21 protein-coding genes are annotated in these 24529 nt (G+C 60.9%); 12 read left to right on the forward strand and 9 right to left on the reverse strand.

The window, feature by feature from the left end:
• Positions 1 to 3: 3 nt before the first annotated feature.
• Both GQF03_RS17660 and hmgA read right to left on the reverse strand, forming a co-directional pair.
• A complete protein-coding gene (locus GQF03_RS17660; RefSeq protein ID WP_161340621.1) occupies positions 4 to 1026 on the reverse strand; it encodes a fumarylacetoacetate hydrolase family protein in 1023 nt (340 codons plus the stop codon).
• Positions 1023 to 2330 carry a homogentisate 1,2-dioxygenase gene (hmgA, locus tag GQF03_RS17665; protein ID WP_161340622.1) on the reverse strand — a complete coding sequence of 436 codons (1308 nt, stop codon included), beginning with the start codon at positions 2328 to 2330 and terminating at the stop codon, positions 1023 to 1025. The genes GQF03_RS17660 and hmgA overlap by 4 nt, the downstream gene beginning before the upstream one ends.
• Positions 2331 to 2416: 86 nt before the next feature.
• On the opposite strand from hmgA, the gene GQF03_RS17670 reads away from it, so the two are divergent.
• Positions 2417 to 2881, forward strand: coding sequence for a MarR family transcriptional regulator (locus GQF03_RS17670; protein ID WP_161340623.1), 465 nt, complete (start codon positions 2417 to 2419; stop codon positions 2879 to 2881).
• Here GQF03_RS17670 and GQF03_RS17675 read toward each other — a convergent pair.
• Positions 2878 to 3690 (reverse strand): phytanoyl-CoA dioxygenase family protein, encoded by an 813-nt coding sequence (locus GQF03_RS17675; RefSeq protein WP_161340624.1) that lies wholly within the window; start codon positions 3688 to 3690, stop codon positions 2878 to 2880. The genes GQF03_RS17670 and GQF03_RS17675 overlap by 4 nt on opposite strands.
• 67 nt (positions 3691 to 3757) lie before the next feature.
• Between GQF03_RS17675 and GQF03_RS17680 the strand changes: the two genes are divergently transcribed.
• Positions 3758 to 4354: a PH domain-containing protein gene (locus GQF03_RS17680; RefSeq protein WP_161340625.1), complete on the forward strand. Its 597-nt coding sequence runs from the start codon at positions 3758 to 3760 to the stop codon at positions 4352 to 4354.
• Positions 4355 to 4364: 10 nt separating this feature from the next.
• On the opposite strand, the gene GQF03_RS17685 is transcribed toward GQF03_RS17680, so the two are convergent.
• The 4 genes from GQF03_RS17685 to GQF03_RS17700 all read right to left on the reverse strand — a co-directional run bounded on the left by GQF03_RS17685 (position 4365) and on the right by GQF03_RS17700 (position 10415).
• On the reverse strand, positions 4365 to 5891 hold the full coding sequence (locus tag GQF03_RS17685) for an acyl-CoA synthetase (protein ID WP_161340626.1): 1527 nt from the start codon (positions 5889 to 5891) through the stop codon (positions 4365 to 4367).
• Positions 5892 to 5914: 23 nt separating this feature from the next.
• A complete protein-coding gene (locus GQF03_RS17690) occupies positions 5915 to 7210 on the reverse strand; it encodes an AmpG family muropeptide MFS transporter (RefSeq protein ID WP_161340627.1) in 1296 nt (431 codons plus the stop codon).
• Positions 7211 to 7278: 68 nt separating this feature from the next.
• The gene (locus GQF03_RS17695) at positions 7279 to 7740 is read right to left on the reverse strand and encodes a cyclic nucleotide-binding domain-containing protein (RefSeq protein WP_161340628.1); all 462 of its coding nucleotides are present in this window, start codon (positions 7738 to 7740) and stop codon (positions 7279 to 7281) included.
• A 20-nt stretch (positions 7741 to 7760) separates the two neighbouring features.
• Positions 7761 to 10415, reverse strand: a complete 2655-nt coding sequence (locus GQF03_RS17700; RefSeq protein ID WP_161340629.1) for an ABC transporter transmembrane domain-containing protein — start codon at positions 10413 to 10415, stop codon at positions 7761 to 7763.
• Between the two features lie 202 nt (positions 10416 to 10617).
• On the opposite strand from GQF03_RS17700, the gene GQF03_RS17705 reads away from it, so the two are divergent.
• The 10 genes from GQF03_RS17705 to GQF03_RS17750 all read left to right on the forward strand — a co-directional run bounded on the left by GQF03_RS17705 (position 10618) and on the right by GQF03_RS17750 (position 22228).
• Complete coding sequence (locus GQF03_RS17705; protein ID WP_161340630.1) at positions 10618 to 11892, forward strand: glycosyltransferase family 4 protein; 1275 nt, start codon at positions 10618 to 10620, stop codon at positions 11890 to 11892.
• Positions 11889 to 13016: a glycosyltransferase family 4 protein gene (locus GQF03_RS17710; protein WP_161340631.1), complete on the forward strand. Its 1128-nt coding sequence runs from the start codon at positions 11889 to 11891 to the stop codon at positions 13014 to 13016. Before GQF03_RS17705 ends, GQF03_RS17710 begins: the two co-directional genes overlap by 4 nt.
• Complete coding sequence (locus GQF03_RS17715) at positions 13016 to 13597, forward strand: histidine phosphatase family protein (protein WP_161340632.1); 582 nt, start codon at positions 13016 to 13018, stop codon at positions 13595 to 13597. The genes GQF03_RS17710 and GQF03_RS17715 overlap by 1 nt, the downstream gene beginning before the upstream one ends.
• Entirely contained in the window at positions 13594 to 14754 is a 1161-nt protein-coding gene (locus GQF03_RS17720; RefSeq protein ID WP_161340633.1) for a glycosyltransferase family protein, read from the forward strand. The genes GQF03_RS17715 and GQF03_RS17720 overlap by 4 nt, the downstream gene beginning before the upstream one ends.
• On the forward strand, positions 14754 to 15560 hold the full coding sequence (locus tag GQF03_RS17725) for a polysaccharide deacetylase family protein (RefSeq protein ID WP_161340634.1): 807 nt from the start codon (positions 14754 to 14756) through the stop codon (positions 15558 to 15560). The genes GQF03_RS17720 and GQF03_RS17725 overlap by 1 nt, the downstream gene beginning before the upstream one ends.
• The gene (locus GQF03_RS17730; RefSeq protein ID WP_161340635.1) at positions 15557 to 16078 is read left to right on the forward strand and encodes a hypothetical protein; all 522 of its coding nucleotides are present in this window, start codon (positions 15557 to 15559) and stop codon (positions 16076 to 16078) included. The genes GQF03_RS17725 and GQF03_RS17730 overlap by 4 nt, the downstream gene beginning before the upstream one ends.
• Positions 16075 to 17967 (forward strand): ABC transporter ATP-binding protein, encoded by a 1893-nt coding sequence (locus GQF03_RS17735; protein WP_161340636.1) that lies wholly within the window; start codon positions 16075 to 16077, stop codon positions 17965 to 17967. Before GQF03_RS17730 ends, GQF03_RS17735 begins: the two co-directional genes overlap by 4 nt.
• A 26-nt stretch (positions 17968 to 17993) precedes the next feature.
• Positions 17994 to 19859 carry an ABC transporter substrate-binding protein gene (locus tag GQF03_RS17740; protein ID WP_162858497.1) on the forward strand — a complete coding sequence of 622 codons (1866 nt, stop codon included), beginning with the start codon at positions 17994 to 17996 and terminating at the stop codon, positions 19857 to 19859.
• 159 nt (positions 19860 to 20018) lie between these two features.
• Complete coding sequence (locus GQF03_RS17745) at positions 20019 to 21047, forward strand: ABC transporter permease (RefSeq protein ID WP_161340637.1); 1029 nt, start codon at positions 20019 to 20021, stop codon at positions 21045 to 21047.
• Positions 21044 to 22228: an ABC transporter permease gene (locus GQF03_RS17750; protein WP_161340638.1), complete on the forward strand. Its 1185-nt coding sequence runs from the start codon at positions 21044 to 21046 to the stop codon at positions 22226 to 22228. Before GQF03_RS17745 ends, GQF03_RS17750 begins: the two co-directional genes overlap by 4 nt.
• Before the next feature lie 6 nt (positions 22229 to 22234).
• On the opposite strand, the gene GQF03_RS17755 is transcribed toward GQF03_RS17750, so the two are convergent.
• Together GQF03_RS17755 and GQF03_RS17760 are read right to left on the reverse strand one after the other, a co-directional pair.
• Positions 22235 to 23593 carry an adenylate/guanylate cyclase domain-containing protein gene (locus tag GQF03_RS17755; protein ID WP_161340639.1) on the reverse strand — a complete coding sequence of 453 codons (1359 nt, stop codon included), beginning with the start codon at positions 23591 to 23593 and terminating at the stop codon, positions 22235 to 22237.
• Positions 23594 to 23630: 37 nt separating this feature from the next.
• Positions 23631 to 24482 (reverse strand): class I SAM-dependent methyltransferase, encoded by an 852-nt coding sequence (locus tag GQF03_RS17760; RefSeq protein WP_206375888.1) that lies wholly within the window; start codon positions 24480 to 24482, stop codon positions 23631 to 23633.
• Between the last annotated feature and the right edge of the window lie 47 nt (positions 24483 to 24529).

The following is a 24529-nucleotide window of genomic DNA, read 5'->3' on the forward strand; positions in this document are numbered from 1 at the left end:
GGTTTACGCGCCGGGCGCGGTGTATTTTTCAACAGTCTGGTCAATCGCGCCGAAGATGGAGGCGCCGGTTGCATCTTTCATCTCAATTCGCACGGTATCGCCGAATTTCATGAAGGGGGTGACGGGCTTGCCGCCGTTGATCATCTCGATCATGCGGATTTCCGCGATGCAGGAATATCCGGCGCCGCCCTCCGCGATGGATTTCCCGGGCCCGTCGCCGAGCTTGTTGGAGACGGTGCCCGAGCCGATGATCGAACCGGCGCAGAGCGGGCGGGTTTTCGCCGCATGGGCGATCAGCTCGCCAAAATCGAAGGTCATGTCGATGCCCGCATTGGCCTTGCCAAAGGGCTTTCCGTTATAGTCAACAAGGAGCGGCAGATGCAGCCGTCCGCCGTCCCAGGCCTCGCCAAGTTCGTCGGGCGTCACGGCGACAGGGGCGAAGGCACTCGACGGTTTGGCATGGAAAAAGCCGAACCCCTTGCCAAGTTCCGCCGGGATCAAGCCGCGCAAGGAGACGTCATTGGCGATCATAATGAGACGGATGGCCGCCCGCGCCTGATCCGCCGTCGCACCCATCGGCACATCATCGACGATCACAGCGATTTCCCCCTCCATATCGATGCCATAGGCCTCATCGGCCATGCGGATCGGGTCATGGGGCGCGAGGAAGCTGTCCGATCCGCCCTGATACATCAACGGATCGGTCCAGAAGGACGGCGGCATTTCCGCCCCGCGCGCCTTGCGCACCAGCTCCACATGATTGACATAGGCCGAGCCGTCCGCCCATTGATAGGCGCGCGGCAGCGGAGAATGCGCCGTGCGTTCGTCGAATTTCTCACCCAAAGACCCGTCACTCTCCAGCTTTTCCGCGATCTTGCGGAGTTTCGGGGCCGCTTCCGTCCAGTTATCGAGGGCGCCCTGTAAATGGTCGGAAATCTCCGGCACGGCGACGCAGCGGGAAAGATCCCTCGTGACAATGACGAGCTTTCCGTCCCGGCTGCCGTCTTTCAAGGTTGCAAGCTTCATGTCTTCCCCTCAATGGTTCCATCAAATTTCTTCTCAAGCCCGTCCCAGCACTTGATATAGTCCTTTTGCAGGCTGTCGTGCCGCGCGGCGAACTCGGTGACGAGCTGCGGCAGGCGGGTTTCGAACATAAAGGCCATGGTATTGTCGAGTTTTTGCGGAGACAGGTCCGCATGGCTCGCCTTTTCAAAGCCGAAGGTATCCGGCCCATGCGGCAGCATCATGTTATGCAGGCTGATCCCGCCGGGCAGGAAGCCTTCCTCCTTCGCGTCATATTGCCCTTCGATCAGGCCCATGAACTCGCTCATGATATTGCGGTGGTACCAGGGCGGGCGGAAGGTATCCTCCGCCACCATCCAGCGCGGCGGAAAGATGGCGAGGTCGATATTCGCCGTCCCGGGCTCCCCCGTTGGCGCCGTCAGCACCGTGAAGATCGACGGGTCGGGATGATCGAAGGAGATCGACCCGATGGTGTTGTAATGGCGTAGATCATATTTATAGGGCGCATAGTTACCGTGCCAGGCGACGACATCGAGCGGAGAATGACCGATTTCGGTCTGGAAAAACTTTCCGCCCCATTTCACCTCCACCCGGCAGGGGGTTTCCTTCTCCTCATAGGCGGCGGTGGGGGTTTTGAAGTCGCGCGGATTGGCGAGACCGTTCGCGCCGATCGGCCCCCGTTCAGGGAGCGTGAAGCGCGGGCCGTAATTCTCGCAGATATAGCCTCTCGCCTTGCCGTCCATCAGCTCCACCCGGAACATCATGCCGCGCGGCAGCACGCAGATCTCCAGCGGCTCGACCTCCAATATGCCAAGCTCGCTTACGATCCGGAGCCGGCCCATCTCCGGCACCAGCAGCATCTCCCCGTCCGCATTGAAGAAATAGTCATCAGTCATGCCTTTGTTGGCGCCATAGACATGCGCCGCCATTCCTGCCTGGGAGAGGACGCTGCCCGCCGTGGTGATGGTGCGAATCCCGCCGATAAATGATGTCGCGTCGTCGGGCAGGGGAATCGGGTTCCAGCGGAACTGCCCGAGCGGGGCGTTTTCATAGACAGCGGGCGCGGACAGCCACAGCGGCCGATCCGCCGGCGTGAAATGCCGCACATGGCGGACAGAGGGGCGCATCCGGTAGAGCCAGCTTCGGGCGTTCGTCGCGTTGGGCGCGGTGAAGGCAGTGCCCGAAAACTGTTCAGCATAGAGACCATAGGCGCATCTCTGGGGGCTGTTGCGACCTTGCGGCAACGCGCCGGGAAGCGCCTCCGTTTCAAATTCATTATTGAAACCGGTCATGTAGGCAAGAGCCATTGGGACAAATCCTTGTTGATCTTCTCCGTAGAAATTAGTAACATTTGTAACAGTCTGTTTTGTAACTATCAAGAAAGTTTTTTTTGATGAATCTCGTTTTGGAGGAATTTCTTCCCTACCGCTTCAATCGCCTGGCCGAGGCGCTCAGTCGCAATGCGAGTGTCACCTACAAATCGGAATATGGAATGACACGGCCGGAATGGCGGGCCTTTGCGCTGCTGGGCCAGAAGGGCACGATGACGGCGACCGAGATCTCCTATTACTCGACCATGCATAAGACGAAGGTCAGCCGCGCCATCTTCGCGCTGGAACAGAAACGCTGGCTGGTGCGGGAGGTTGATGAAAATGACCGGCGGCTGGAACGCATTACCCTGACGGCGACGGGAAAACGGGCCTATGAAAAGCTGGTGCCGAAGATGCAGCAGATAGAAAAGGAAATGATCGCCCGCTTGGGCACGGAAAACAGCGCCGCGCTCTTCAAGGGGCTCGCGGCCCTTGAGGAGCTGTATCTGGATAGGGAAACCGCCGCGCGTGCGCGAAAAGCGGGCTAGGCCTGCCAGACGACCGGGAAAAGGTCGCTATCGAGGGGCGCGCCGGGCGGAATCATCGGATCGCGCAGCATTTTCTGAAGATTTGGCCGCGGATTATAGGTGACATCATGGCCGGCCCAGCGCTGGATATAGGCGCGGCGGCGGACATTCGGCGTCCGGTTCGGCTGCGCCCCATGCAGGGTCAGGCCGTGATGAAGTGTGCAGTCCCCCGGTTCCAGCTCGAATGAGACGATGTCATATTCCTCGCGCGCGGCTTCCACGTCGGGCACTTCGGGCAGTTCCTCCTCATACTTCTGGTCGGGATCGAAGCTGATGGCGAGAAATTTCTTGCCCCAGCGATGCGAGCCGCGAAGATATTCCACCGCGCCGCTCTCGAAGGTGACGGGATCGAGCGCGAGCCAGAGCGTCGCCACCTGATCCCCCGCGACGGGCCAGTAGGTATAATCCTGATGCCAGGGCGTCGGGGTGGAGGTGTCCGGCTCCTTCACCAGAATCTGGTCGAACAGCAGATTGACCTTCTTCGCCTTCAGGATCGAGGCGGCAATCCGGGCCGCCGGGGAATTGAACACCGCATCCTTGAAACCGTCGAGATGATGGCAGACAAAGGTATCGCCGAAGAAAAAGCCGCTCGCGCCCTTGGCATCGATGCTTTTGACCATGCCCGATGGATTGGCGATATCCTCGTCGATCAGATCGCGCAGGCGTTCGACCCAGTCCATATCGAAAAAGCCGCGAAGACAGACGACGCCATCCTCCTGAAATGTCCTGATTTCCTCATCCGTTATCGGCCGCGTGAGCTTGTTGTTCATTATTTCCTCAAGGTTGTTTATGCGCACCCATTGCCCTTAATATATACCCAAATCATGAGGATGTGAAATGACCCCTGCCGCGCCACCCTATTCTCCCGCAGAAACCTGGTTTCGCGATTCTGTTCTCTGGCCGGATGAAACGCTGATCTGGTCAGGCAGGCCGGGCATTTTCCGCTCCCTCTTCTTTAATTTCTGGTTCTGCATTGCGGGCGCTTTCCTGACCGCCCTGCTCGCCGCCTTCTGGTGGACGTCCGAGGGGATCAGCGATCCGCGCCTGCCCGAGATTGTGCTGGCGCTCGGCTCCTTCTGGCTTCTCTCAAGTCCGCTGCGCTATGGCTGGCGCGCGTATCGCACGGCCTATTTCGTGACGGACAAGCGCGTGGTCATCCTGCGCAAGGGCCTGTTCCGCGTGCATGAAAGGGCGTTTCAGGCGAGCGAGATTACGAATTTCGAGCTCAAGCGCCTCACCGGAAGTCGCGGGGATATCCGCCTCCGCCTCAGTGAAGCAAACGCCCCGAACCCCTATCAGGATGACAAGGAGAAATACTGGCGCGGCCGGACGAGCTGGTATGGCTCGGCCCCTTTTACGCAATATACCGATGGCCTCTGGGGTGTCGAAAATGCCTCCGTCCCCGCCGCCGCCATCCGCAAGCTGGCCTCATGACCGGGCGGGACTAACTGCCCAGCCGCTCCCGCAGTTCCGTCTTCAGGACCTTGCCGTAGTTGTTTTTGGGCAATTCCTCGATAAAGAAATATTCCTTCGGCCGCTTGAAGCGGGCAATCTGCTCGATGCAGTGCCGGTCGAGCTCTTCGGCCGTCACGGCGCTTCCCTTGCGGGCAACGACGAAGGCGACGACTTCTTCGCCCCAGTCCGCATGCGGGCGGCCGACGATGGAAATCTCGTCGACAGCGGGATGGGTGAGCAACGCCTCCTCTATCTCGCGCGGATAGATGTTGGTGCCGCCGGAGATGATCATGTCTTTCGAGCGGTCCTTCAACGTAAGGAACCCCTCCTCGTCGAAACAGCCCATATCGCCGGTATGCAGCCAGCCGCCGCGCAGGGTTTCGGCGGTCGCCTCGGGGTTTTTCCAGTATCCCTGCATGACCACATCGCCGCGCACCACCACCTCGCCGACTTCGCCGGCGGGAAGTGGATTGTCGTCGGCATCGACCACCCTGACCTCGACATCCGTGCGCTCCGTCCCGACGGAGGCGAGGATTTCGCTGCGTCTTGGATGGGTTTCGTCGCGGATCAGCGCTATGGAAAGGCCGGTGATGGTCATGGGCGATTCCCCCTGCCCGTAGATCTGCGCGAAACGGGGGCCGAGCGCCTCGATGGCGCGGCGGATATCCGCCTCATACATCGGGCCGCCGCCATAGACAATGACCTTGAGGTTGCTGGTATCCGCCCCCTCGAAGGCCGGGCTGGAGATCAGCCGATGGACCATGGTCGGCGCGAAGAAGAAACAGGAATTGGGATAATGATTGATCAGCTCAAGCGTTTCCGCAGGATCGAAACCGCCGCTTTCCGGGGTCACCTGAATGCCCGCCTTGGCGATCAGCGGCAGGCCATACATGCCCGAACCATGGGTCTGCGGCGCGGCATGGATCACCGCATCGCCCGGGTCGATCGAGGTGACATCGGCAAAATAGCTGAGCACGGCGGTCAGCAGGTTGCGGTGGCTGATCATCGCGCCCTTGGGCTTGCCGGTCGTGCCGGAGGTGTAGAACAGCCAGGCAAGATCGTTCGGCGCGGCCTCCTGCATGGCGAGGGGCGGCTCCTTTTTCAGGGCCTGATAGCTGTCGTCATGGACGGAGATGACCGTCTCCAGCTCGGGAAGGTCCGGTATCAGGGACGCCAGCTCATCGGCCAGTTCCGCGGTGGCGAAGGCAATGCGGCTGTCGGAATTTTCAAGGATATAGCGGAATTCATTGATATGCAGCTTGGCATTGACCGGCACGGCGACAAGTCCGGCGCGCCAGACTGCGAACAGCGCGATCCAGTATTCCGGATGGTTCTTCATGATCAGCGCGACCCGGTCCCCGGCCTTGAGGCCAAGCTTGCCGCGCAGCGCCCCGGCGAGGCCGGCAACCTGATCCGCATAGTCGCGGTAACGGGCGGTGATTTTCGTGCCATAGGCCAGCGCCGGCAGGTCCGGATAGGTCTTGGCCGTCCGCTCCAGCAGATTTGCGATATTCATTGTTTACTGACTCCCGAGGGGTTTCAGGCCGCCTCTTCTTGTTGTTCGATTGGCTGACGATATGAGAGATACCAGAGGAGCGCCAGACCGGGCAAGGCCGCTGCGGTGGTGATGATGAAAAATTCGATCCAGCCGGTGCGCTCGACCAGCCAGCCGGCGGGAGAGACCAGCACCGTGCGCGCCACCGCCATCAGCGAGGTGAGCAAGGCATATTGCGTTGCCGTATAGGCGACGTTGCAGAGGCTGGACAGATAGGCGACAAAAACGGCGGTGCCCATGCCGCTCGCCACATTCTCGATGCCGATGGTCAGCGCAAGGAAGGAAAGGTCCGGCCCGATGGCGGCCTGGGCGGCGAACATCAGGTTGGAGACCATCTGCAGCAGACCGGAAATCCACAGCGCCTTGTACATGGTGGTTGCCGCGAGCAGCCAGCCGCCCAGAAACAGACCGCCGAATATGGCGACCGTGCCAAGGGTTTTGACGATCTCGGCGATCTCGGTGAGGGTGAAGCCCGTCTGCAGGTAGAAGGGGTTCGTCATGGCGCCCGCGAGGCTGTCGCCGAACTTGTAGAGCACGGTGAAGAGAAGGATGATCAGCCAGTCGGGCTTGCCCATGAAATTGAGAAAGGGATCAATAACGGAGGTTTTCAGCCAGTCGAGATAGGCGTTTGCCGTCGCCGGGGCTTTTTCTTCCGCAGCGGTCTCCCCGACCTCCGGCTCGGCGGTGAACAGGACCGTGACGGTGCCGATCAGGATAAAGGCGGCCATCACCATATAGCTGATCGTCCAGCCGAAATAATCGGCGATGACAAAGCTGGAAAAACCGGTCAGCCACATGGCAACGCGATAGCCATAGACATAGGTCGCGGCGCCCGCCGCCATGTTCTTCTCGTCGCAGATCTCGATGCGGAAGGCATCGACGATAATATCGTAGGAGGCGGAGGCGAAGGCGACGACCAGCGCCGCGACGGCGACATGGAAAAGGTCCGCCTTCGGGTCGCTGAAGGCCAGCGCCAGCGTCGCCGCGATCAGGAAGGCCTGGAGCAGGAGCAGCCAGCTTCGCCGCCGGCCAATCAAGGCTGACAGCACGGGGATGCGGATATTGTCGATGACAGGCGCCCAGAGGAATTTCAGCGTGTAGGGCAGCCCGACGAGGGTGAACAGGCCGATCGAGGTGAGATCGACATTTTCCTGCGTCAGCCAGGCCTGCAGGATGCTCGCGGTCAGAAGTAGCGGAACGCCGGAGGAAAAGCCGAGCAGGGTGATACTCAGGATACGTTTGTCGCGATAGACGGAAAGCGCGGAAATCCAACGGGTCATTATGCGGGTGTCTTGATAAGGTTACTCATACGCGTGACTCTACTCCAAATGGGACGGGCCGTCGCCCGCTAGGACTCGTTGCGAAGCATTTCCTTTGCCTTTTGCAGATCGTCCGTTGTCCGCACCAGCCGTTCCGCGAGCACGCGCATCAATTCCACCGCCATTTCCGGAAATTCCGTTACCATCCGGAAGAAGACGTCCTTGGTGATCTTGAGGGTCGTCAGCTCCGTCTTCGCCTTGATGGTTGCCGTTCGCGGAACATCGATCAGGATGGCGATCTCGCCGACCACGTCATTCTTGCCCAGCGTCGCCACCGTCAGCGGACCCGAGGGGGTATCCACGATGACCTCGGCCTCGCCGGCCATGATGAAATAGGCGGCGTCGCCATTGTCGCCCTGTTGGCAGACCAGGTCGTCGGGCTGAAACGTCAGCCGTTCGGACGTAAAGGCCAGCAACTTGATCTTGGAGGGATCAATTTTCGCAAACAACGGTATCTGCCGGAGGATCTCAACTTCTTCTTTCAGGCTCACCGATTTTCTCCCTTCTCTTTCTAGGAAGCCGACAGCATTTCCTTAAATGGCCCGCTTCCCTGCTTCAGCTTTTCCGGATTTCCTTGCTCCACCACCCGGCCACTGCGCATGACCAGGACATGATCGAATCCGGCGGTCTTCTCCGCATGATCAAGCGACCAGATCAGGCAGCGTCCCTCGAACTCCTCAAGAATGTTCTTCATCAGGCGCGTCTGTGTCGCGGTGTCGAAAGAGGACGTGGCCTGATTGAGGATCAGCACATCCGGTTTTTTGATTATAGCACGCGCGATGCAGAGTTTCTGCCGCTGCGTTGCATTGAGCCGCGCGCCGGCGGAACCGACGGCGAAATTCAGCCCGACGGCGATAATGGCGCTGCGCAGCGACATTTCCTGAACCACATCGGCCAGCACGGCGCCGATCTTCTCGGCGGCCTGGGCGTAGCCGAAGGCGATCTTGCCGAACAGGATATTGTCCTGAAGGTTGGTCGCCGGGTTATAGGCGTCGGCGTCGAAGAAGGCGACGCTGTCCTTGAGATGCGGCGGCAGTTCCTCGGCGAAGCGATGCCGCGCCGCGACGATTTTTTCCTCGATGTCATCGGTCAGCACGCCGAGGCGATGACGGGAGGGAATGACCTTGAAGGGCAGCGACATAAAGCGCAGCCGGTCTTCTTCCTTGAGGCTGTCGAGCCGTTCCGAATCGATGCGGCTCAGCATCGCCTGATATTCCGGCAGGTCGTCGGACGAGATAAAGCCGTAAAGCTGGAAGAATTCGTGATCCGGCGGCAGGTCGGCGAACAGCTCGATCATCAGCGTCGCGACCTGATAGCCCATTTTCAGGAAGGTTTCCGTCAGCCCCGCTTCCTCGATGATTTTCTGCACATATTTGTTCTCCGCCATCCGGTCGAGATCGAAATCATCGCCGACCGGCGTGCCGAACAGGAGGTTTTCCGCGACCGAGGCGTTGGTGTTGTAGCTGTCCTGCTCGAACGCCTCGATCATGTTCTTGAGGCTCGGGTCGGTCTCGATCTTCTCGAAAAACCGGCGCCGGGCGTTCAGGACCAGCTCGGCCGTTTCCGGCGCCTCCTTCGGGTCGATCGTGCTGCGCAGGCCCAGGCGGTAGACATCCTCGCTGAGATCGACCATCTCCAGGACTTCGAGGGCGCGGGCGTTCAGCTCCTCCTTGTTCTTGACGCCGGCAAGGGCATAGTCATGCCAGTCCGCCTCGATATCATCCGCCGAATTGCCGGTAATCTGCGCGTTCTTGATATAGGCCTCGCGCTCTTCCGCTTCCTCGCCCTCATAGCTTTTTTCATGCAGCGGCCGGTGCTTGAGGCCGAAGAAAAGATTTTCGCCGAGGGTCGTGTTGAACACATAGCCATGCTGGCCGACATAGGAAATTTTGCGGCCGACAATCGCCTCGGGCGCGGTGACGAGATTGATTTTCCCCGCCGTCAGCCGGCCGCGATCCGGATCGATGAGGCGCGAGAGTACATGGGTCAGCGCTTCGCGGCCCGATCCCGCGGGCCCGATGACCGCGATCCGCTCATCCAGCCTGAAGCGGGTGCTGAGCCCGTCCAGGATCTTGTTGCCGGTATCGTCCGAAAGCTCGACATTGCCGGCGACGAATTCCCCGGTGAGCACCGGAATTTCCTCCGGTTCGATAAGCTGGTTATCCTCATCGCGCATCCCGGCCGGCTCGAACTGTTCAACGACCTGCTCATATTTGATGCGGGCATCCTCGCGCCGCTGGTAATAGGCGAGCAGTTCCTTCCAGGGCGCGGCCATTTCCTTATGCGCGCCGATCGCGGCAACCAGCGTCCCGACCTCCAGCGTTCCGTTGATGACCATCGTGCCGCCGATGGCATAGAAAAAGAAGGGGCCCAGTTGCTGGATGAAGTTGTTGAGAAACTTGATGACGAATTTCAGCAGGTAAATCCGGTAGCGGACGACATAGATCTTGTCGAGCTGGTTGGAAAAGTTCGCCCGCATGAAGTTCGATCCGTCATGGGCATGGACTTCCTCGACGCCGCTGACCGACTCGCCGAGCTGATCGGACAGGACGCGGACCAGCCGCACGCGCGTCTTGCCAAGAAGATTGACCTTCTTTTGCAGGATCGGGATGAAATAGGCCTGCAACGGATAGAGCGCAATCGCCGCCACCGCCATAATCCAGTTCTGCACCACGAGAAAGCTGACGATGACGACCAGATATCCGCCCTGGAAGATCGGCAGGGCGAAGGCCTCGCCAATAAAGCCGCCAAGCGGCTCGACCTCGCCCGTGATCATCGGGATGATTTCGCCCGCGCTCTTCTTCTTGAAGGTCGGCAGGGGAAAACGCAGGATCCGGCAATAGAGCTCATAACGGAGCCGGCGCAGCATCTGCTCCCCGGTGATGCCCTGATAGACATTGATCACATATTTGAAGGCCTGGTTGACGATCACCATCAGCAGGAACAGGCCGACGGTCAGGTAGAGGAAGTCCGTCTGGTCAAATTCGACGCCGACATATTCCACGGGAAAGGCGATATCGTCCGCCTGGATCGCCTGGTTGATGATGATTTTCGGCAGCTCGAGATAATAGTAAAGCGCCGGGAAAGACAGGATCGACATTAACGTCAGTATAATCTGCTGCTTCTTGCTGTAGCGCAGAATATACTTGTAGATGCTATGTTCCATTGAACGCGACCTGCCTGCTTCCCATCGATCCCGCAGAAAGCGCGGGCCCAGCGAGGACTTAGTTTTTCATAGTTTTATCCTCCGCTGCAAGCGGGAAATATGAATGCGGGCCCGAGATGGACGCCGATAGCGCCTTTGCTTGTTGATATTTAGCCGATCTGCCCTTAACAATGCCGGTACATCCATTCCGAAGCGGAGCGCCATGTCTGACCTGCAAAATCAAGCCCCTCTCGTTGTCGTGGTGCTGAAAGGCTATCCGCGCCTGTCGGAGACCTTTATCGCGCAGGAACTGTTGGCGCTGGAGCGGCTGGGTCTGCGTCTGCAGCTGGTCTCGCTGCGTCATCCGACGGACAAATCCACCCATCCCGTGAATGATGAAATCTCGGCGCCGGTCAATTATCTGCCGGAATATCTGTATCAGGAGCCGCTGCGTGTCCTGAAATCCTGGTGGAGGGCGCGGCGCCTGCCGGGCTATGCGGCGGCGCGGTCGGTCTGGCTCAAGGACCTTCGGCGGGATCTGACGCCGAACCGGGTGCGCCGGTTCGGACAGGCACTGGTGCTCGCCGCCGAGATGCCCGAAGGCACCGCCATGGTCTACGCGCATTTCCTGCATACGCCCGCCTCCGTCGCCCGCTACGCCAGCCTTATGACTGGCCACGATTGGAGCTGTTCGGCGCATGCGAAGGATATCTGGACGACCCCGGAATGGGAGTTGCGCGAAAAGCTGGACGCGCTTTCCTGGCTTGTCACCTGCACCTCCGTCAATGCCGAGTATCTGGCCGGTCTGGCGGCGGATAAATCCCGCGTGTCGCTGATGTATCACGGCCTTGACATGACCCGGTTTCCGGAATTCCCCGATCGCCGCCATGTCCGGGACGGATCGGACCCGGCGGCGCCTGTTGAAATCCTCTCCGTCGGGCGGGCGGTGGCGAAGAAGGGATATGACGATCTGCTGACCGCGCTTGCCGGATTGCCCGGGGATCTTCACTGGCGCTTTACGCATATCGGCGGCGGCCCGCTGCTTGGCGAATTGCGCGCGCAGGCGCAGCAGCTTGGCATTGCGGCGCGCATCGACTGGCGCGGCGCGCGCCCGCAGGAGGAGGTGCTCGCGGCCCTCAAGGCGGCGGATATCTTCGTTCTGGCCAGCCGGATTGCCGAGGATGGCGACCGCGACGGGCTGCCGAATGTGCTGATGGAGGCGCAGAGCCAGAAGCTCGCAACGGTTGCCACCAATGTCTCGGCGGTTCCCGAACTGGTGATCGACGGGGAAACCGGCCTTCTGGTCGAGCCGCGCGATCCGGCGGCGATGACGGCGGCGCTCCTGACGCTGGCCCGTGATCCGGACCTCCGGCGCGTCTTCTCGGAGGCGGGGAATGCGCGCCTCAGGAAACTTTTCGATGTCAACGCCTGGGTCGGCCAGCTTGCCCGCAAGCTTGGCGCCCCGGGTGAATTGCCCCGGACCGGAACCGGATCATGAAGCTTGCCTTCTACGCGCCGATGAAATCGCCGGACCATCCGGTCCCCTCCGGTGATCGGCGGATGGGCCGGTTGCTCCGGTCGGCGCTGGAGATGGCGGGGTTCGAGGTGACGCTCGCCTCCGGCCTGCGCAGTTTCGATGGTAAGGGTGATCCCGCTTTTCAGGCGGCGGTGAAGACGCAGGGCGCGAAAGAGGCGGCGGAATTGATCAGAAAATGGCGCGACCGCCCCGATGACGCGCCCGACGGCTGGTTCACCTATCACCTGTATCACAAGGCGCCGGACTGGATCGGGCCGGAGGTTTGCCGGGCGCTCGATATTCCCTATATCGTGGCGGAGGCGAGCCATGCGCCGAAGCGCGCGCGCGGTGACTGGCAGACGGGTTTCGAGGCCGCCGCCGCCGCCATTGCCTCCGCGCGGATCGTCTTTCATATGACGACGCTCGACGGGGCCTGCCTGAAACCCTTGATGTCGCCCGGTAACGCGCTGGTCATGCTGCCGCCCTTCATCGATATCGACACCTATCTTGAACGCGCCGTCCCGGTCGATACCGCGGCGGCGATGGCGGCGGCCGGCGGGCGGCGGGGGGTGAAGACCTTGCTGTCAGTCGCGATGATGCGCGGCGGCGACAAGATGATGTCCTACCGCCAGCTTGGCGAGAGCCTTGCCCGTCTCGGCGGCGATGACTGGCAGCTTCTGGTGGTTGGCGGCGGCGAGAAGCGGCCCGAGGTCGAGGCGGCGCTGGCCCCGCTTGGCGGGCGCGCCGTTTTCCTTGGCGCCATGACGCCGGAGCAGGTGCCGGCCTGGTATGACATGGCCGATCTTTATGTCTGGCCCGCCCATGGCGAAGCCTATGGCATGGCCTTTCTGGAAGCCGAAGGCTGCGGCCTTCCCGTCGTCGCGGGAAATATCCGGGGTGTTCCCGATGTCGTGCGCGACGGGGAAACCGGCCTGCTGACGCCGCCCGGCGATGCGGCGGCCTTTGCCGATGCGGTGGAGATATTGCTCAGGGATGACGACCGCCGCCGCGCAATGGGGGAAAAGGCGCGGGAATTCGTCCGGCGTGAACGGACAATCGCCCGCGCCGCGGCGCTGCTGAAATCCCATATCGGAGGGGTTCTGTGATGCCGCGCCTTCTCGTCATCCGGCACGGCAAGACCGACTGGAACCTGCAAAAAAAGATCCAGGGCCGGACGGATATCCCGTTATGCGCCGACGGGCGGGCGGAACTGGCGGGCAAACGGGTGCCGGAGGAGTTCCGCGGCTTCGAATGGACGGCGAGCCCGCTCGACCGTGCGCGCGAGACGGCGGAGCTGCTGGGGGCGAAAGATATCAAGATCGAACCGGCGCTCATTGAAATGCAGTGGGGCGCGTGGGAGGGGGAGACCCTTGCCGATCTTCGGGCGAAATACGGCGCGGAATTCAGATATAATGAATCGCGCGGCCTTGATATGACGCCGCCGGGCGGCGAAAGCCCCGCCGATGTGGTGGCGCGGCTCCGGCCCTGGCTTGCAAGCCTGGAGACGGATACCATCGCGGTCACGCACAAGGGGGTGATCCGCGCGCTCAAATCCCTCGCCTATGACTGGGACATGACCGCGCAGGCGCCGGTGAAATTCGACTGGGCGACGGGACATCTGTTCGAGGTAAGCCCCGGGGGCGGGCTTACACCGCTCCGGATCAATATAGAAATGAAAGACGCATGATGGAACAAACGCGGCCGGTAAAAATCCTGTTCTATGTCCAGCATCTGCTGGGCATCGGGCATCTGAAGCGGACGGCGACGCTGGCGCGCAACATGATGCGGGCCGGTTTTGATGTCACCGTCGTCTCCGGCGGGCATGAGATTGACGTCGATCTTGGCGGCGCGCGGCTGATCCAGCTTCCCGCGACGCGGGCGACGGACCTATATTTCAAGGTGCTGGTCGACGAGGACGGCCAGCAGATCGACGATGAATGGCGGCAGCGGCGGGCGGACCGCCTGCTTGAAATCTATCGCGATCTGCAGCCGGAAATCCTGATCACCGAGCTGTTCCCCTTCGGCCGGCGGCAAATGCGGTTCGAGCTTCTGCCGCTGCTGGAGGCGGCGCGCGCCGATCGCCGCCGTCCGCTCGTCATCTCCTCGGTCCGGGATATCCTGGTCGCGCAGAAGAAGCCCGGCCGCAATGACGAAATGCTGGATCTCGCCCGGACCTATTTCGATTATGTGCTGGTGCATGGCGATCCCGAGCTTATCTCCCTCGACAAGACCTTTCCCCATACAGAGCGGATCCGGGAGCGGATCTTCTATACCGGCTATGTGGTCGATCACACGGGCGTCCGGGGCGGGGCGGAGGCGCCGGGCGCGGGCGAGGTGATTGTCTCCAGCGGTGGCGGCGCGGTCGGGACCAACCTTCTCAAGACTGCGATGACGGCGCGCGCCCTGAGCACGGCGAAGGATCGCATCTGGCGGATGCTGGTCGGCGTCACGGTGGAGGCGGAAATCTTCGATGAACTTTGCGCCCTTGCGCCCGAGGGCGTGATTGTCGAGCGCGCGCGTCCCGATTTCACGACCCTTCTCATGAACTGCGCCCTCTCGATAAGCCAGGGCGGCTATAATACGGTGATGGAAACCCTGCATGCCCGGTGCCGGGCGGTGATCGTGCCCTACGCCGGCGGCCTCGAGACCGAGCAGACCCTGCGCGCCCGCCTGCTGGCCGAGAAAGGGGTGCTGCAGATCGCCGATGAGGACGGGCTGACGCCGGAGATTCTGGCGGCCCGGGTGGATGACGCGCTGAACGGCCCGCCGGCGCGCGCCGAAATAGATGTCAACGGCGCCGCGAAAACGATAGAATTGCTGAAAATGTGGACGAAACCGGACTGATGAGTGATTGGGACCGCCTCTCGCGGGAGCTTGACAACTGGCAATCGGAAGGCCGTATCGCCACCTTCTGGTGGCGCGACGACGATGCGACCCGGATGACGCCGGCGCTGGCGCGGCTGCTTCACCTGCAGGCGCATTTCGATCTGCCCCTCGCGCTTGCGGTCATCCCGGCCGATGTGGAGGCGGAACTGGTCGAGCATCTGGAGCCTTGCGCCATTCTCCAGCATGGCTATCAGCACCGGAATTTTGCCGCCGAGGGCAAGAAGAAGTCGGAATTCCCGGAAAACCGGGCATCCGAAGACGCGATGGCCGACCTCGTCAGGGGGAAAGAGATCCTCACGCGGATATTCACCGACCAGTTCGTCCCCATAATGGTGCCACCCTGGAACCGTATCGCGAACCACCATCTTGGTGCCCTGGCCGGGCTCGGCTATCTCGGCATTTCCCGCTATACCGCCCGCGCGGGCGAACTGGCGGCCCCGCATCTTGCCGAGATCAACACCCATGTCGATCCGATCGACTGGCGCGGCGGTAGGAGCGTGGTGGCGGAAGATACGCTGCTGGAAATGGTTGTCGGGCATCTGGGGTCACGGCGCCTCGGCCCCGCCGACCCGCAGGAGCCGACGGGCCTGCTGACCCATCATCTAGTGCATGACGAGGATATCTGGGCGGCGCTCTATCGCTTGCTGTCGGTGCTGACGGCTCACCCGGCCGTGCGGTTTCTCCCCATCGAGGGGGCGCTCGCGCTCATCGACGGACTTCCCGAGGCGGCCTTCATGCGGGAGGCCGCGGAGGAAGACGAATGACGACGGTCCATGCCTATCCCGTAAGGATCATCCTCGGCGGTTATGCGCGGGCCGGGTTCGGGATCGCCCTGACGCTTGTTCCGCTCTTGTTGTTAAACCCGATATCTGTCATTGTTTATTTGCTGGTTTTCCTGTTGTGCGTATTTGTCGGTTTCGGCGTTCGTGCGGTAATCCGGCAATTCACCCGCTTCGAGGTGAGCGGGACGGGCATTGTCATGTCCGGCCCCGTAAATCGGAGAATAAACTGGGAGGAATTGGAGGGGTTCAGCCTGAATTACTACTCGACGCGGCGCGATCGGGAAGCGGGCTGGATGCAGCTGAAACTTAAGGGCGGGGGCGCGCGATTGGGCATCGATTCAACAATCAGTGATTTCGAAGGGCTGGTGCGGCTGAGTTTCGGCGCGGCGGCCAGAAACGGCCTGATGCCGGACGCGAAGACGGTCCGGAACCTTCAGGCGCTCGGCATTTCCCGGCCCGAAAGCGGCCGTTCGGCTGCGTATGGAACGGTGAACCGATGACGAATGTGTTGCTGGTGCGGGATCTGAAGGTCGAGTTTCGTGTTGCAGAGGGAACGATCAAGGCGGTAGACGGGGTCAGTTTCCGCGTGCCCGACGGCAAGACCGTCGCGCTGGTCGGCGAATCCGGGTCGGGCAAGTCGGTGATCAGCCAGGCGATCATGTCCATCCTGCCGAAGCCCGCGCATATCACCAGCGGCGAAATCCTCTTCTTCGATCCGGAAAAGCCCGGTGTTTTCTATGATATCGCGAAGCTGAAACCCGACAGCAAGGAGATGCGCAACATCCGCGGCGGCCGCATCTCGATCATCTTCCAGGAGCCGATGACCTCCCTCTCGCCGCTGCATACCATCGGCGACCAGATTTCCGAGGCCCTGCATCTCCACCACAAGAAGACGAAGCAGGAAGGCGCGCAGATCACCGTCGACATGCTCCGCCTTGTCGGCTTTCCCGAACCGGAGCAGGCGTTTCATACCTATCCCTTCGAACTTTCGGGCGGACTGCGCCAGCGGGCGATGATTGCCATGGCGATTATCTGCCGCCCGGCGCTGCTTATCGCCGATGAGCCGACGACGGCGCTCGATGTCACGATCCAGGCGCAGATCCTCGATCTGATGCAGAACCTGCAAAAGCAGCTCGGGATGTCCATCCTGCTCATTACCCATGACCTCGGCGTCGTTGCCAGCATGGCCGACGAGATCATCGTCATGTACCATGGGAAGGTGATGGAGCAGGGCACGCTTGAGGATATTTTCAGGAGCCCCGAGCATCCCTATCTCAAGGCGCTGATGCGGGCGATCCCGCGTTTCAACATGAAACCGGGAGAGCGGCTGACGCCGATCCGCGAGATCAAGCGCGATGCCGACAGCAAGTTCCTGGAGCAGGCGAACCCCCGCCCGATCCTCAGTGGCGACGAGAAGCCGATCCTCAAGGTGACGAACCTCACGAAGCGGTTCACGACGCGCAAATCCTCGCTGTTCGGCGCGAAGCCGGCCGGAGAGGTTCTGGCGGTCGACAATGTCAGCTTCTTTATCCGCCCGGGCGAATGTCTCGGCCTCGTCGGCGAGAGCGGCTGCGGCAAGACGACCCTCTCGAAGCTGATCCTGCGCGCCCTTACCGCGACGGAGGGGGAGGTGGTCTATAATGACCGCGGGCGGGATATCGACGTGCTCGCGCTCACCGGTGATTCTCTGTTCGACTACCGCAACAAGGTCCAGTTTATTTTTCAGGACCCGTTTTCGTCCCTCAATCCGCGGATGACGGTCTACGACATTATCTCCGAGCCGCTCATCATCCATAATGTCGGCACGGCGGCGGAGCGGGAGGAAACGGTGCGCGAGCTGATGACCCTCGTCGGCCTTGATTTTCGCTTCCTGCGCCGCTATCCGCATTCCTTCTCCGGCGGTCAGCGCCAGCGGATCGGCATCGCGCGGGCGCTTGCGCTGAAGCCTGACCTGCTGATCTGTGATGAGCCGGTTTCCGCCCTCGATGTGTCGATCCAGGCGCAAATCCTCAATCTGTTGAAGGATTTGCAGGCGGAACTCGGGCTGACCTATCTGTTCATTTCCCATAATCTCGCGGTGGTCGACTATATCGCCGATCGGATCGCCGTGATGTGCAAGGGACGCCTTGTCGAAACGGCGCCGAAGGAAGTGCTGTTTGCTAATCCCGTGCATCCCTATACCAAGCGCCTGCTTGCCGCGGTGCCGGAACCGGATCCCAATCACCGGCTCAATTTCGCCAATCTGGTGGAGGAGAAAGCCTCCAACCCCGAGCTTTGGCCCGCGCCCTTCACGGCGGATTTGCATACCAACCCGATTATGATGGATATTGGAGGGGGACATTATGTGCGGGTGCATGAAAATACGGACGTGACGGAGCTGAAATTGTGATCGGGATGCGCAAATTGGGGATGGGAATGCTGTTGCCGGTGCTGCTGGCGCTGGCGCCCCTTCATGCTGCGCAGGCCGAGGTGCCCTTTTTTGAAGCGGCGGTGAAGGCGGGGGATTTGCCGCCGATGGACCAACGTCTGCCGAAAAATCCGCTGGTCGTCACGCCGATGGAGGGTCAGACCCTCGGTAAATACGGCGGAGAGCTGCGCACGCTGATCGGCAATCCCTCCGACGTCAAGCTGATGTTCGTGAACGGCTATGCGCGGCTTGTCGGCTATACGCCCGATTTTGAAATCCGGCCCGATATCCTGGAATCGGTCACCGTCGAGGAGGGCCGCATCTTCACCATGAAGATCCGCGCCGGTCATAAATGGTCCGACGGGGCGCCGTTCACGTCAGAGGATTTCCGCTACTGGTGGGAAGATATCGCGAATAACGAAAAGCTGTCTCCGGCGGGACCGCCGGCGTCGCTGCTGATCAACGGAGAAATGCCGGTGGTCGAATTTCCCGATCCCCTGACGGTTGTCTATTCCTGGTCCGTGCCGAACCCGAATTTCCTGTCGGAACTTGCCGGGGCGGCGCCGCTGTTGATCTACCGCCCGGCGCATTACCTGAAGCATCATCACGAGAGGCATATCGACAAGAAGAAGCTGACGCCGAAGCAGCGGATCATGATGAAATCCTGGGCGGCGAACCATAACCGCCTGGATAACCTGTATAAATTCGATAATCCCGAATTGCCGACCCTGCAGCCCTGGCGCAATGTCACCCCCTCCCCGGCGACGCGGTTTGTCGGTGAGCGCAATCCCTATTTCCATCGGGTCGACCCGCAAGGTAACCAGCTTCCCTATATCGACAAGCTGATTTTCACGGTGTCCGAGGGGAAGCTGATCCCGGCGAAGGCGGCCTCGGGCGATGTCGATCTGCAGGCGCGCGGCCTGCGACTTCAGGATGCCACCTTCCTGAAAGAGAACGAGGAACGCTCCCATTACAAAGTCCTGCTTTGGGAAACGGCGCGGGGGTCGCATTTCACGCTCTTTCCCAATCTCAATGCCGAGGATCCGATCTGGCGCAAGCTGATGCGCGATGTGCGCTTCCGCCGCGCCCTGTCGCTTGCCATTGACCGCGAAGAGGTGAACGACATCCTCTTCTTCGGCCTGGCGGTGGAGGGCAACAACGCCGTGCAGAAGCAAAGCCCCTTTTACACCGAGGAGCTGCGCACGAAATGGGCGACGTTCGATCTCGACAAGGCCAACGCCCTTCTCGATGACATGGGCCTCACCGCGCGGGATGGCGATGGCGTCCGGCTGCTGCCTAACGGCGAGCCGCTGACGATCGTGATCGAGACGGCGGGCGAGGAGACGGAGCAGTCGGACATTCTGGAGCTGATCAACGAATCCTGGGAAAAGATCGGGGTCGAGCTGTTCACCAAACCCTCCCAGCGGGCGGTTTTCCGCAACCGGATTTTCTCCGGCGAGACGGTGATGTCCGTCTGGTCCGGTTTCGAAGACGGCATCCCGACGGCGCAATCGAGCCCGGCGACGCGCGCGCCGACCAGCCAGACCAGCTATCAATGGCCGAAATGGGGCCAGTATTTCGAAACCAAGGGGAAGTCCGGGGAGCCGATCGACCTGCCCGAGGCGCAGAAGCTGTTCGATCTGTATGAACGCTGGCTGGCGACAACGGATGATGACGAAAAGGCGAAAATCTGGCGCGAGATGCTGGAAATCCACGCCGATCAGCAATTCACCATCGGGGTCGTCGGCGCCATTCTGCAACCCGTCGTCGTTACCAACAGCCTGCGCAATGTCCCGAAAGAAGGGGTCTATAACTGGGATCCCGGCGCCCAGTTCGGCGTGTATCATCCGGACCTGTTCTGGTTCGACAAATAACCGGGCGGGAAGGGGATGGCATTGGCGCGGATGATAACGGCATATTCACCACGGTTAATTCCGGCCAAGCTGTTGACGGCGCGCGACTTTTCGGCGAACAATGCGAAAAGGGCAGGGGCGACGCCGGGGAAAACCCGGAACCTTACGGGGCAGGGTTGAATGTTTACTTATTTCGTACACAGAGTGCTGGTGATGATCCCCACCCTGCTGGTGATCAGCATTCTGACCTTCGTCATCATTCAGCTGCCGCCGGGCGACTATCTTTCGAACCATCTGGAGGAGCTTAAATCGCAGGGCGAGTCCGCCTCGGCGATGGCGAAGATCGAATTTTACCGCGAACAATATGCGCTCGATAAATCGCCGCTCGAACAATATGCGCGCTGGATGGGCTTCTGGCCGGGGCCCGATGGTTTTTCCGGCCTGATCCAGGGCAATTGGGGACAGTCGTTTGCCTATGACCTGCCCGTAAAGGAAGTGATAGGAGACCGGCTCGGCCTGTCGTTCCTGATCAATTTCTCGACCATTCTCTTTATCTATATCGTCGCCTTTCCCATCGGCGTCTATTCGGCGACGCGGCAATATTCCATCGGCGACTATGGGTTCACGCTCATCGGCTATCTCGGCCTGGCGACGCCGAATTTCCTGCTCGCCATGGTGCTTCTCTATTATGCGAACGTCTATTTCGGCATTTCCATCGGCGGGCTGATGGATGATAAATATATCAACCAGCCCTGGAGCTTCGAGAAGGCGATGTCGGTCTTCGATCATATGATCGTACCGGTGATCGTCATTGGCACGAGCGGCACCGCCTCGATGATCCGGCGGTTGCGGGCGAACCTGCTGGATGAGCTGCAAAAGCAATATGTGACGACGGCGAAGGCGAAGGGCGTGCCGCGGCTGAAGGCACTGATCAAGTACCCGATCCGCATGTCGCTCAACCCCTTTATCGCCGATATCGGCAACCTGCTGCCCGACGTGATTTCCGGCTCGGTGATCGTCAGCATGGTGCTGAGCCTGCCGACGGTGGGGCCGCTCCTGCTGGAGGCGCTGCGCAATCAGGATCAGTATATGGCGGGCTCGCTGCTGATGTTCCTCGCGCTTCTGACGGTTGTCGGCATGTTTATTTCCGATGTGCTGCTGGCGGTTCTGGATCCGCGTATCAGGCTGACCGGGGGGGCGACGAAATGACGGACACGACCGGACCGAACAAGGAACCGCCGCTCGAGCATTGGTATTCCCGCGAGCCCTTCGATCCCTATTCGGTGGAGAAGTTCACGGCTGAGCAGGAACGCTTCTACATGGCTTCGCAATGGCAGATGATGTGGTGGAAGTTCCGTCGCCACAAGGTCGCCGTCATCAGCGGGATTGTGCTGCTATTGTTCTATCTCTCGATTCTGATCTCCGAATTTCTTGCGCCCTATGACCTGCAGACGCGGCATACGAAATATATCTTCGCGCCGCCGCAATCGATCCATCTGTTCCATGACGGCGAGTTTGTCGGACCCTTCGTCTATGGCTACAAGCAGCGGCTTAACCGCGAAACCCTGAAGCGCGAATATGAAGTCAATACCAACAAGCCCTATCCCTTGCGCTTCTTCTGCGCCGGGGATGAGTATGAATTCTGGGGCCTGTTCAAGGCGAATTTGCATCTGGTCTGCCCCGATGACAAGAAGCTGGCGTCCTTCTTCTGGCTCGGCACCGACCGGCTGGGCCGGGATATTCTTTCGCGCATCATCTATGGCGCGCGGATTTCGCTCTCCATCGGGCTGATCGGCATCGCCATCAGCTTCACCCTCGGCATCATTCTGGGCGGTATATCGGGCTATTACGGCGGCTGGATCGATAATGTCATCCAGCGGACGATCGAGCTGTTGAAATCGCTGCCGCAGCTGCCGCTCTGGCTGGCGCTGTCCGCGGCGCTGCCGGTGACCTGGTCGCCGATCCTCGTCTTCTTCGGGCTGACGGTTATTCTCGGGCTGCTCGACTGGCCGGGGCTTGCGCGTGCCGTGCGATCGAAATTCCTCTCGCTCCGGGAGGAGGATTTCTGCACCGCCGCGCAGCTGATGGGCGCGAAGCCCAGGCGGATTATCGGTCGGCACCTGCTGCCCTCCTTCGCGAGCCATCTGATCGCCAGCGCGAGCCTTGCGATCCCGAGCATGATTTTGGGGGAAACGGCGCTGTCCTTCCTCGGGCTCGGGCTGCGGCCGCCGATCACCTCCTGGGGGGTGTTGCTCAATGAGACGACGAATATCAACGCGGTGGCGACGACGCCCTGGCTGATCTATCCGGTGCTGCCGGTGATCATGGTCGTGCTGGCGTTCAATTTCCTCGGCGACGGCCTGCGCGACGCCGCCGATCCTTACAAATAGGGGCGGTCAGGCGCGGAAAATCGCAAGATCGACGGTGCCCTTCACGCCGTCGACCGCCCGCCCTTCGCGGATTTCCAGTTTCGTTCGCGGCGCGTAACCCTGCGCTTTCGCAAGGTCCAGCGCCTCGCGCGTCGTGACGCCGGTCGCCTGCTCCTCCTTCGCATGCTTGTCGAGCTTGGCGGCGAGATTGACCGGCTCGCCGATCACCGTATATTCCAGTCGGCTGCTGTCCCCGACCGCGCCGAAAACGATGGCGCCGACGGCGGAGACAAAGCGGACGGTCATCGGATCCTTGCCCTCCGCGTCGCGCTCCGCCGACCAGCGGGCGGCCTCCGTCGCAAGATCTTCCATCGCCCGCAGGCAATCGGCGGCATAGCGGTCCGTCGGCACCGCCGCGCCGAAAGTCGCGAGAATGCCGTCGCCAAGGAACTTGTCGATGGTGCCGCCATGCTTCTGGATGACGGGCACCATGCGCGACTGATATTCCGCCAGCAGCGAAATCACCTCGTTGGCGGGCCGTTCCATGGAGAGTTTGGTGAAGCCCTGCAGATCGCAATGGAGGATCGCCGCCTGGCGCGCTTCGCCGGTGCCGGGTTCGATCCAGCTTTCGGAATGGGTGATCTGCGCGGCGATTTCCGGCGAGAAGAAGCGCGACAGGTCCGCCGCCGCGGTTGCCTGGGCGACCGAATGGACAAGCAGCCGCCGCGCCCGGACGATGACGAGGGCGAGGATCAGCGTGACGAGAACGATGCTGATCACCTTGTCGAATTCCGCGCCGAGCAGGATTTTGTGGGACATGGTGAACTCGACATAATCCCGCGTGATCTGCGCCATGCCGCCCTCTTCATGTACGGCATAGCCAATCAGGACAAGCCAGCCGACCGCCGCTGCCGCGCCCGCAAGCAGGACGTAGCTCACCTCGAAACGGAGGGCACGGAGCGCGATGAAGATGAAGACATAGAGCAGCGTCGGTGCCTTCAGATAGAAGGAGGGCGGCTGTTCATACTGAAGGTGAAAGCTCCAGATCAGGAACATCAGCAGCGCCATGTCGGCGATGACCGACAGGCTGATAAACCACCAGGGCATCTTTTGAAAATAGGCGAGAAACAGGCGCAGCGCCGTAAACAGCGCATAGATCAGAAGCGCGTAGGGAACAGGCGCGAACATGACGTCGGCGGCGAAGGTTTTCGGCGACAGCGCATACAGGATCGAGAAGGTGACGACAATGAAGACCTGCACCCAGGCGATGAGGATTTCCGACTGGGCCTGCTGGCGGGATATCGCCTCCTGCACCCGGGCGGGCAGGTTTCCCTCTATCTTCTCGCCGAGAACTGTTCTTAGAAGGCTTTTCCACATTCCCGTCATATGAATCTTTTTTCGGGTAATTGAAAAGCAAAAAGGTTCATATTTGCGTGATCAGTCGTTTTTGAAGCCAGAGGCTTGTCTCAAAGGCCCCGTCGGGCAGCGGCAATCCGCTGATGGCGGAGCGGGCAAGTTGATTGGTCATCCGGCTTGCGACATAGGCGCTGGAGAAGAGCAGCTCATATCCGCCGGAGAGTAACATTGTCGCGACGGGGAGCTGCTCGTTATAGCCGCGCCAGTCCCAGCTTGGCGGATAGTCGTCGGGCAGGAAAATATCATGGATATGGATAAAAACGCCGTCCGGTAGGGCGGGAAGGATGTTCAGGAACAGCTCATCGACATCGCTCCCCGGCATGGCGATATGGCTGGAATCGATAAAGAGAATATCGCCCGCGGCAAGGTCACGGAACGATGCCTCCCCGGCGTCGGCCAGCGTCTTGCGGACGATCGTGACGGGAAGCGTCTCGATGGAGGCACGCGGCGCCGGATCGATCGCGGTGAAATTCGTCGCGAGATTGCCGTCCTTGATCGCGCGGGCCATGAAGCGCGTCGAATGGCCGGAGCCGACCTCGACGATGCGCGCCGGTTTTCTCTGCCGCACCATGGCATAGGCGACGGCGGCGTCCAGCCTCGGGAACCAGTCCTGTTCGAACCGCGGGTCCGGCGGCGGGGCCGTGCCGAAGGTCTTGAAGTCATCCGCGTAGGCGGCGAGGCTGTCCAGAATTTCCGCAAATTGCCCCTCCCGAGCTGCCATCAACGCCGCAATCGCGGGATAGGGCCTGCGTTCGCCCGCGTCCGGCAGGCTCGAAGCATAGCGGTAGGGAATAAAAAACCCCTCTTTCTTCAGGCCAAGGACGGTCTTGAGGCCCATGCGCAGGCGGCGCAAATTCATGACAAGGTCTTCCGAAATTCAACTGTTTGATTATTTTGCATGGCGCG

Source organism: Sneathiella chungangensis (assembly GCF_009882935.1).
In the GTDB taxonomy this organism is placed as follows: Bacteria; Pseudomonadota; Alphaproteobacteria; order Sneathiellales; family Sneathiellaceae; genus Sneathiella; species Sneathiella chungangensis.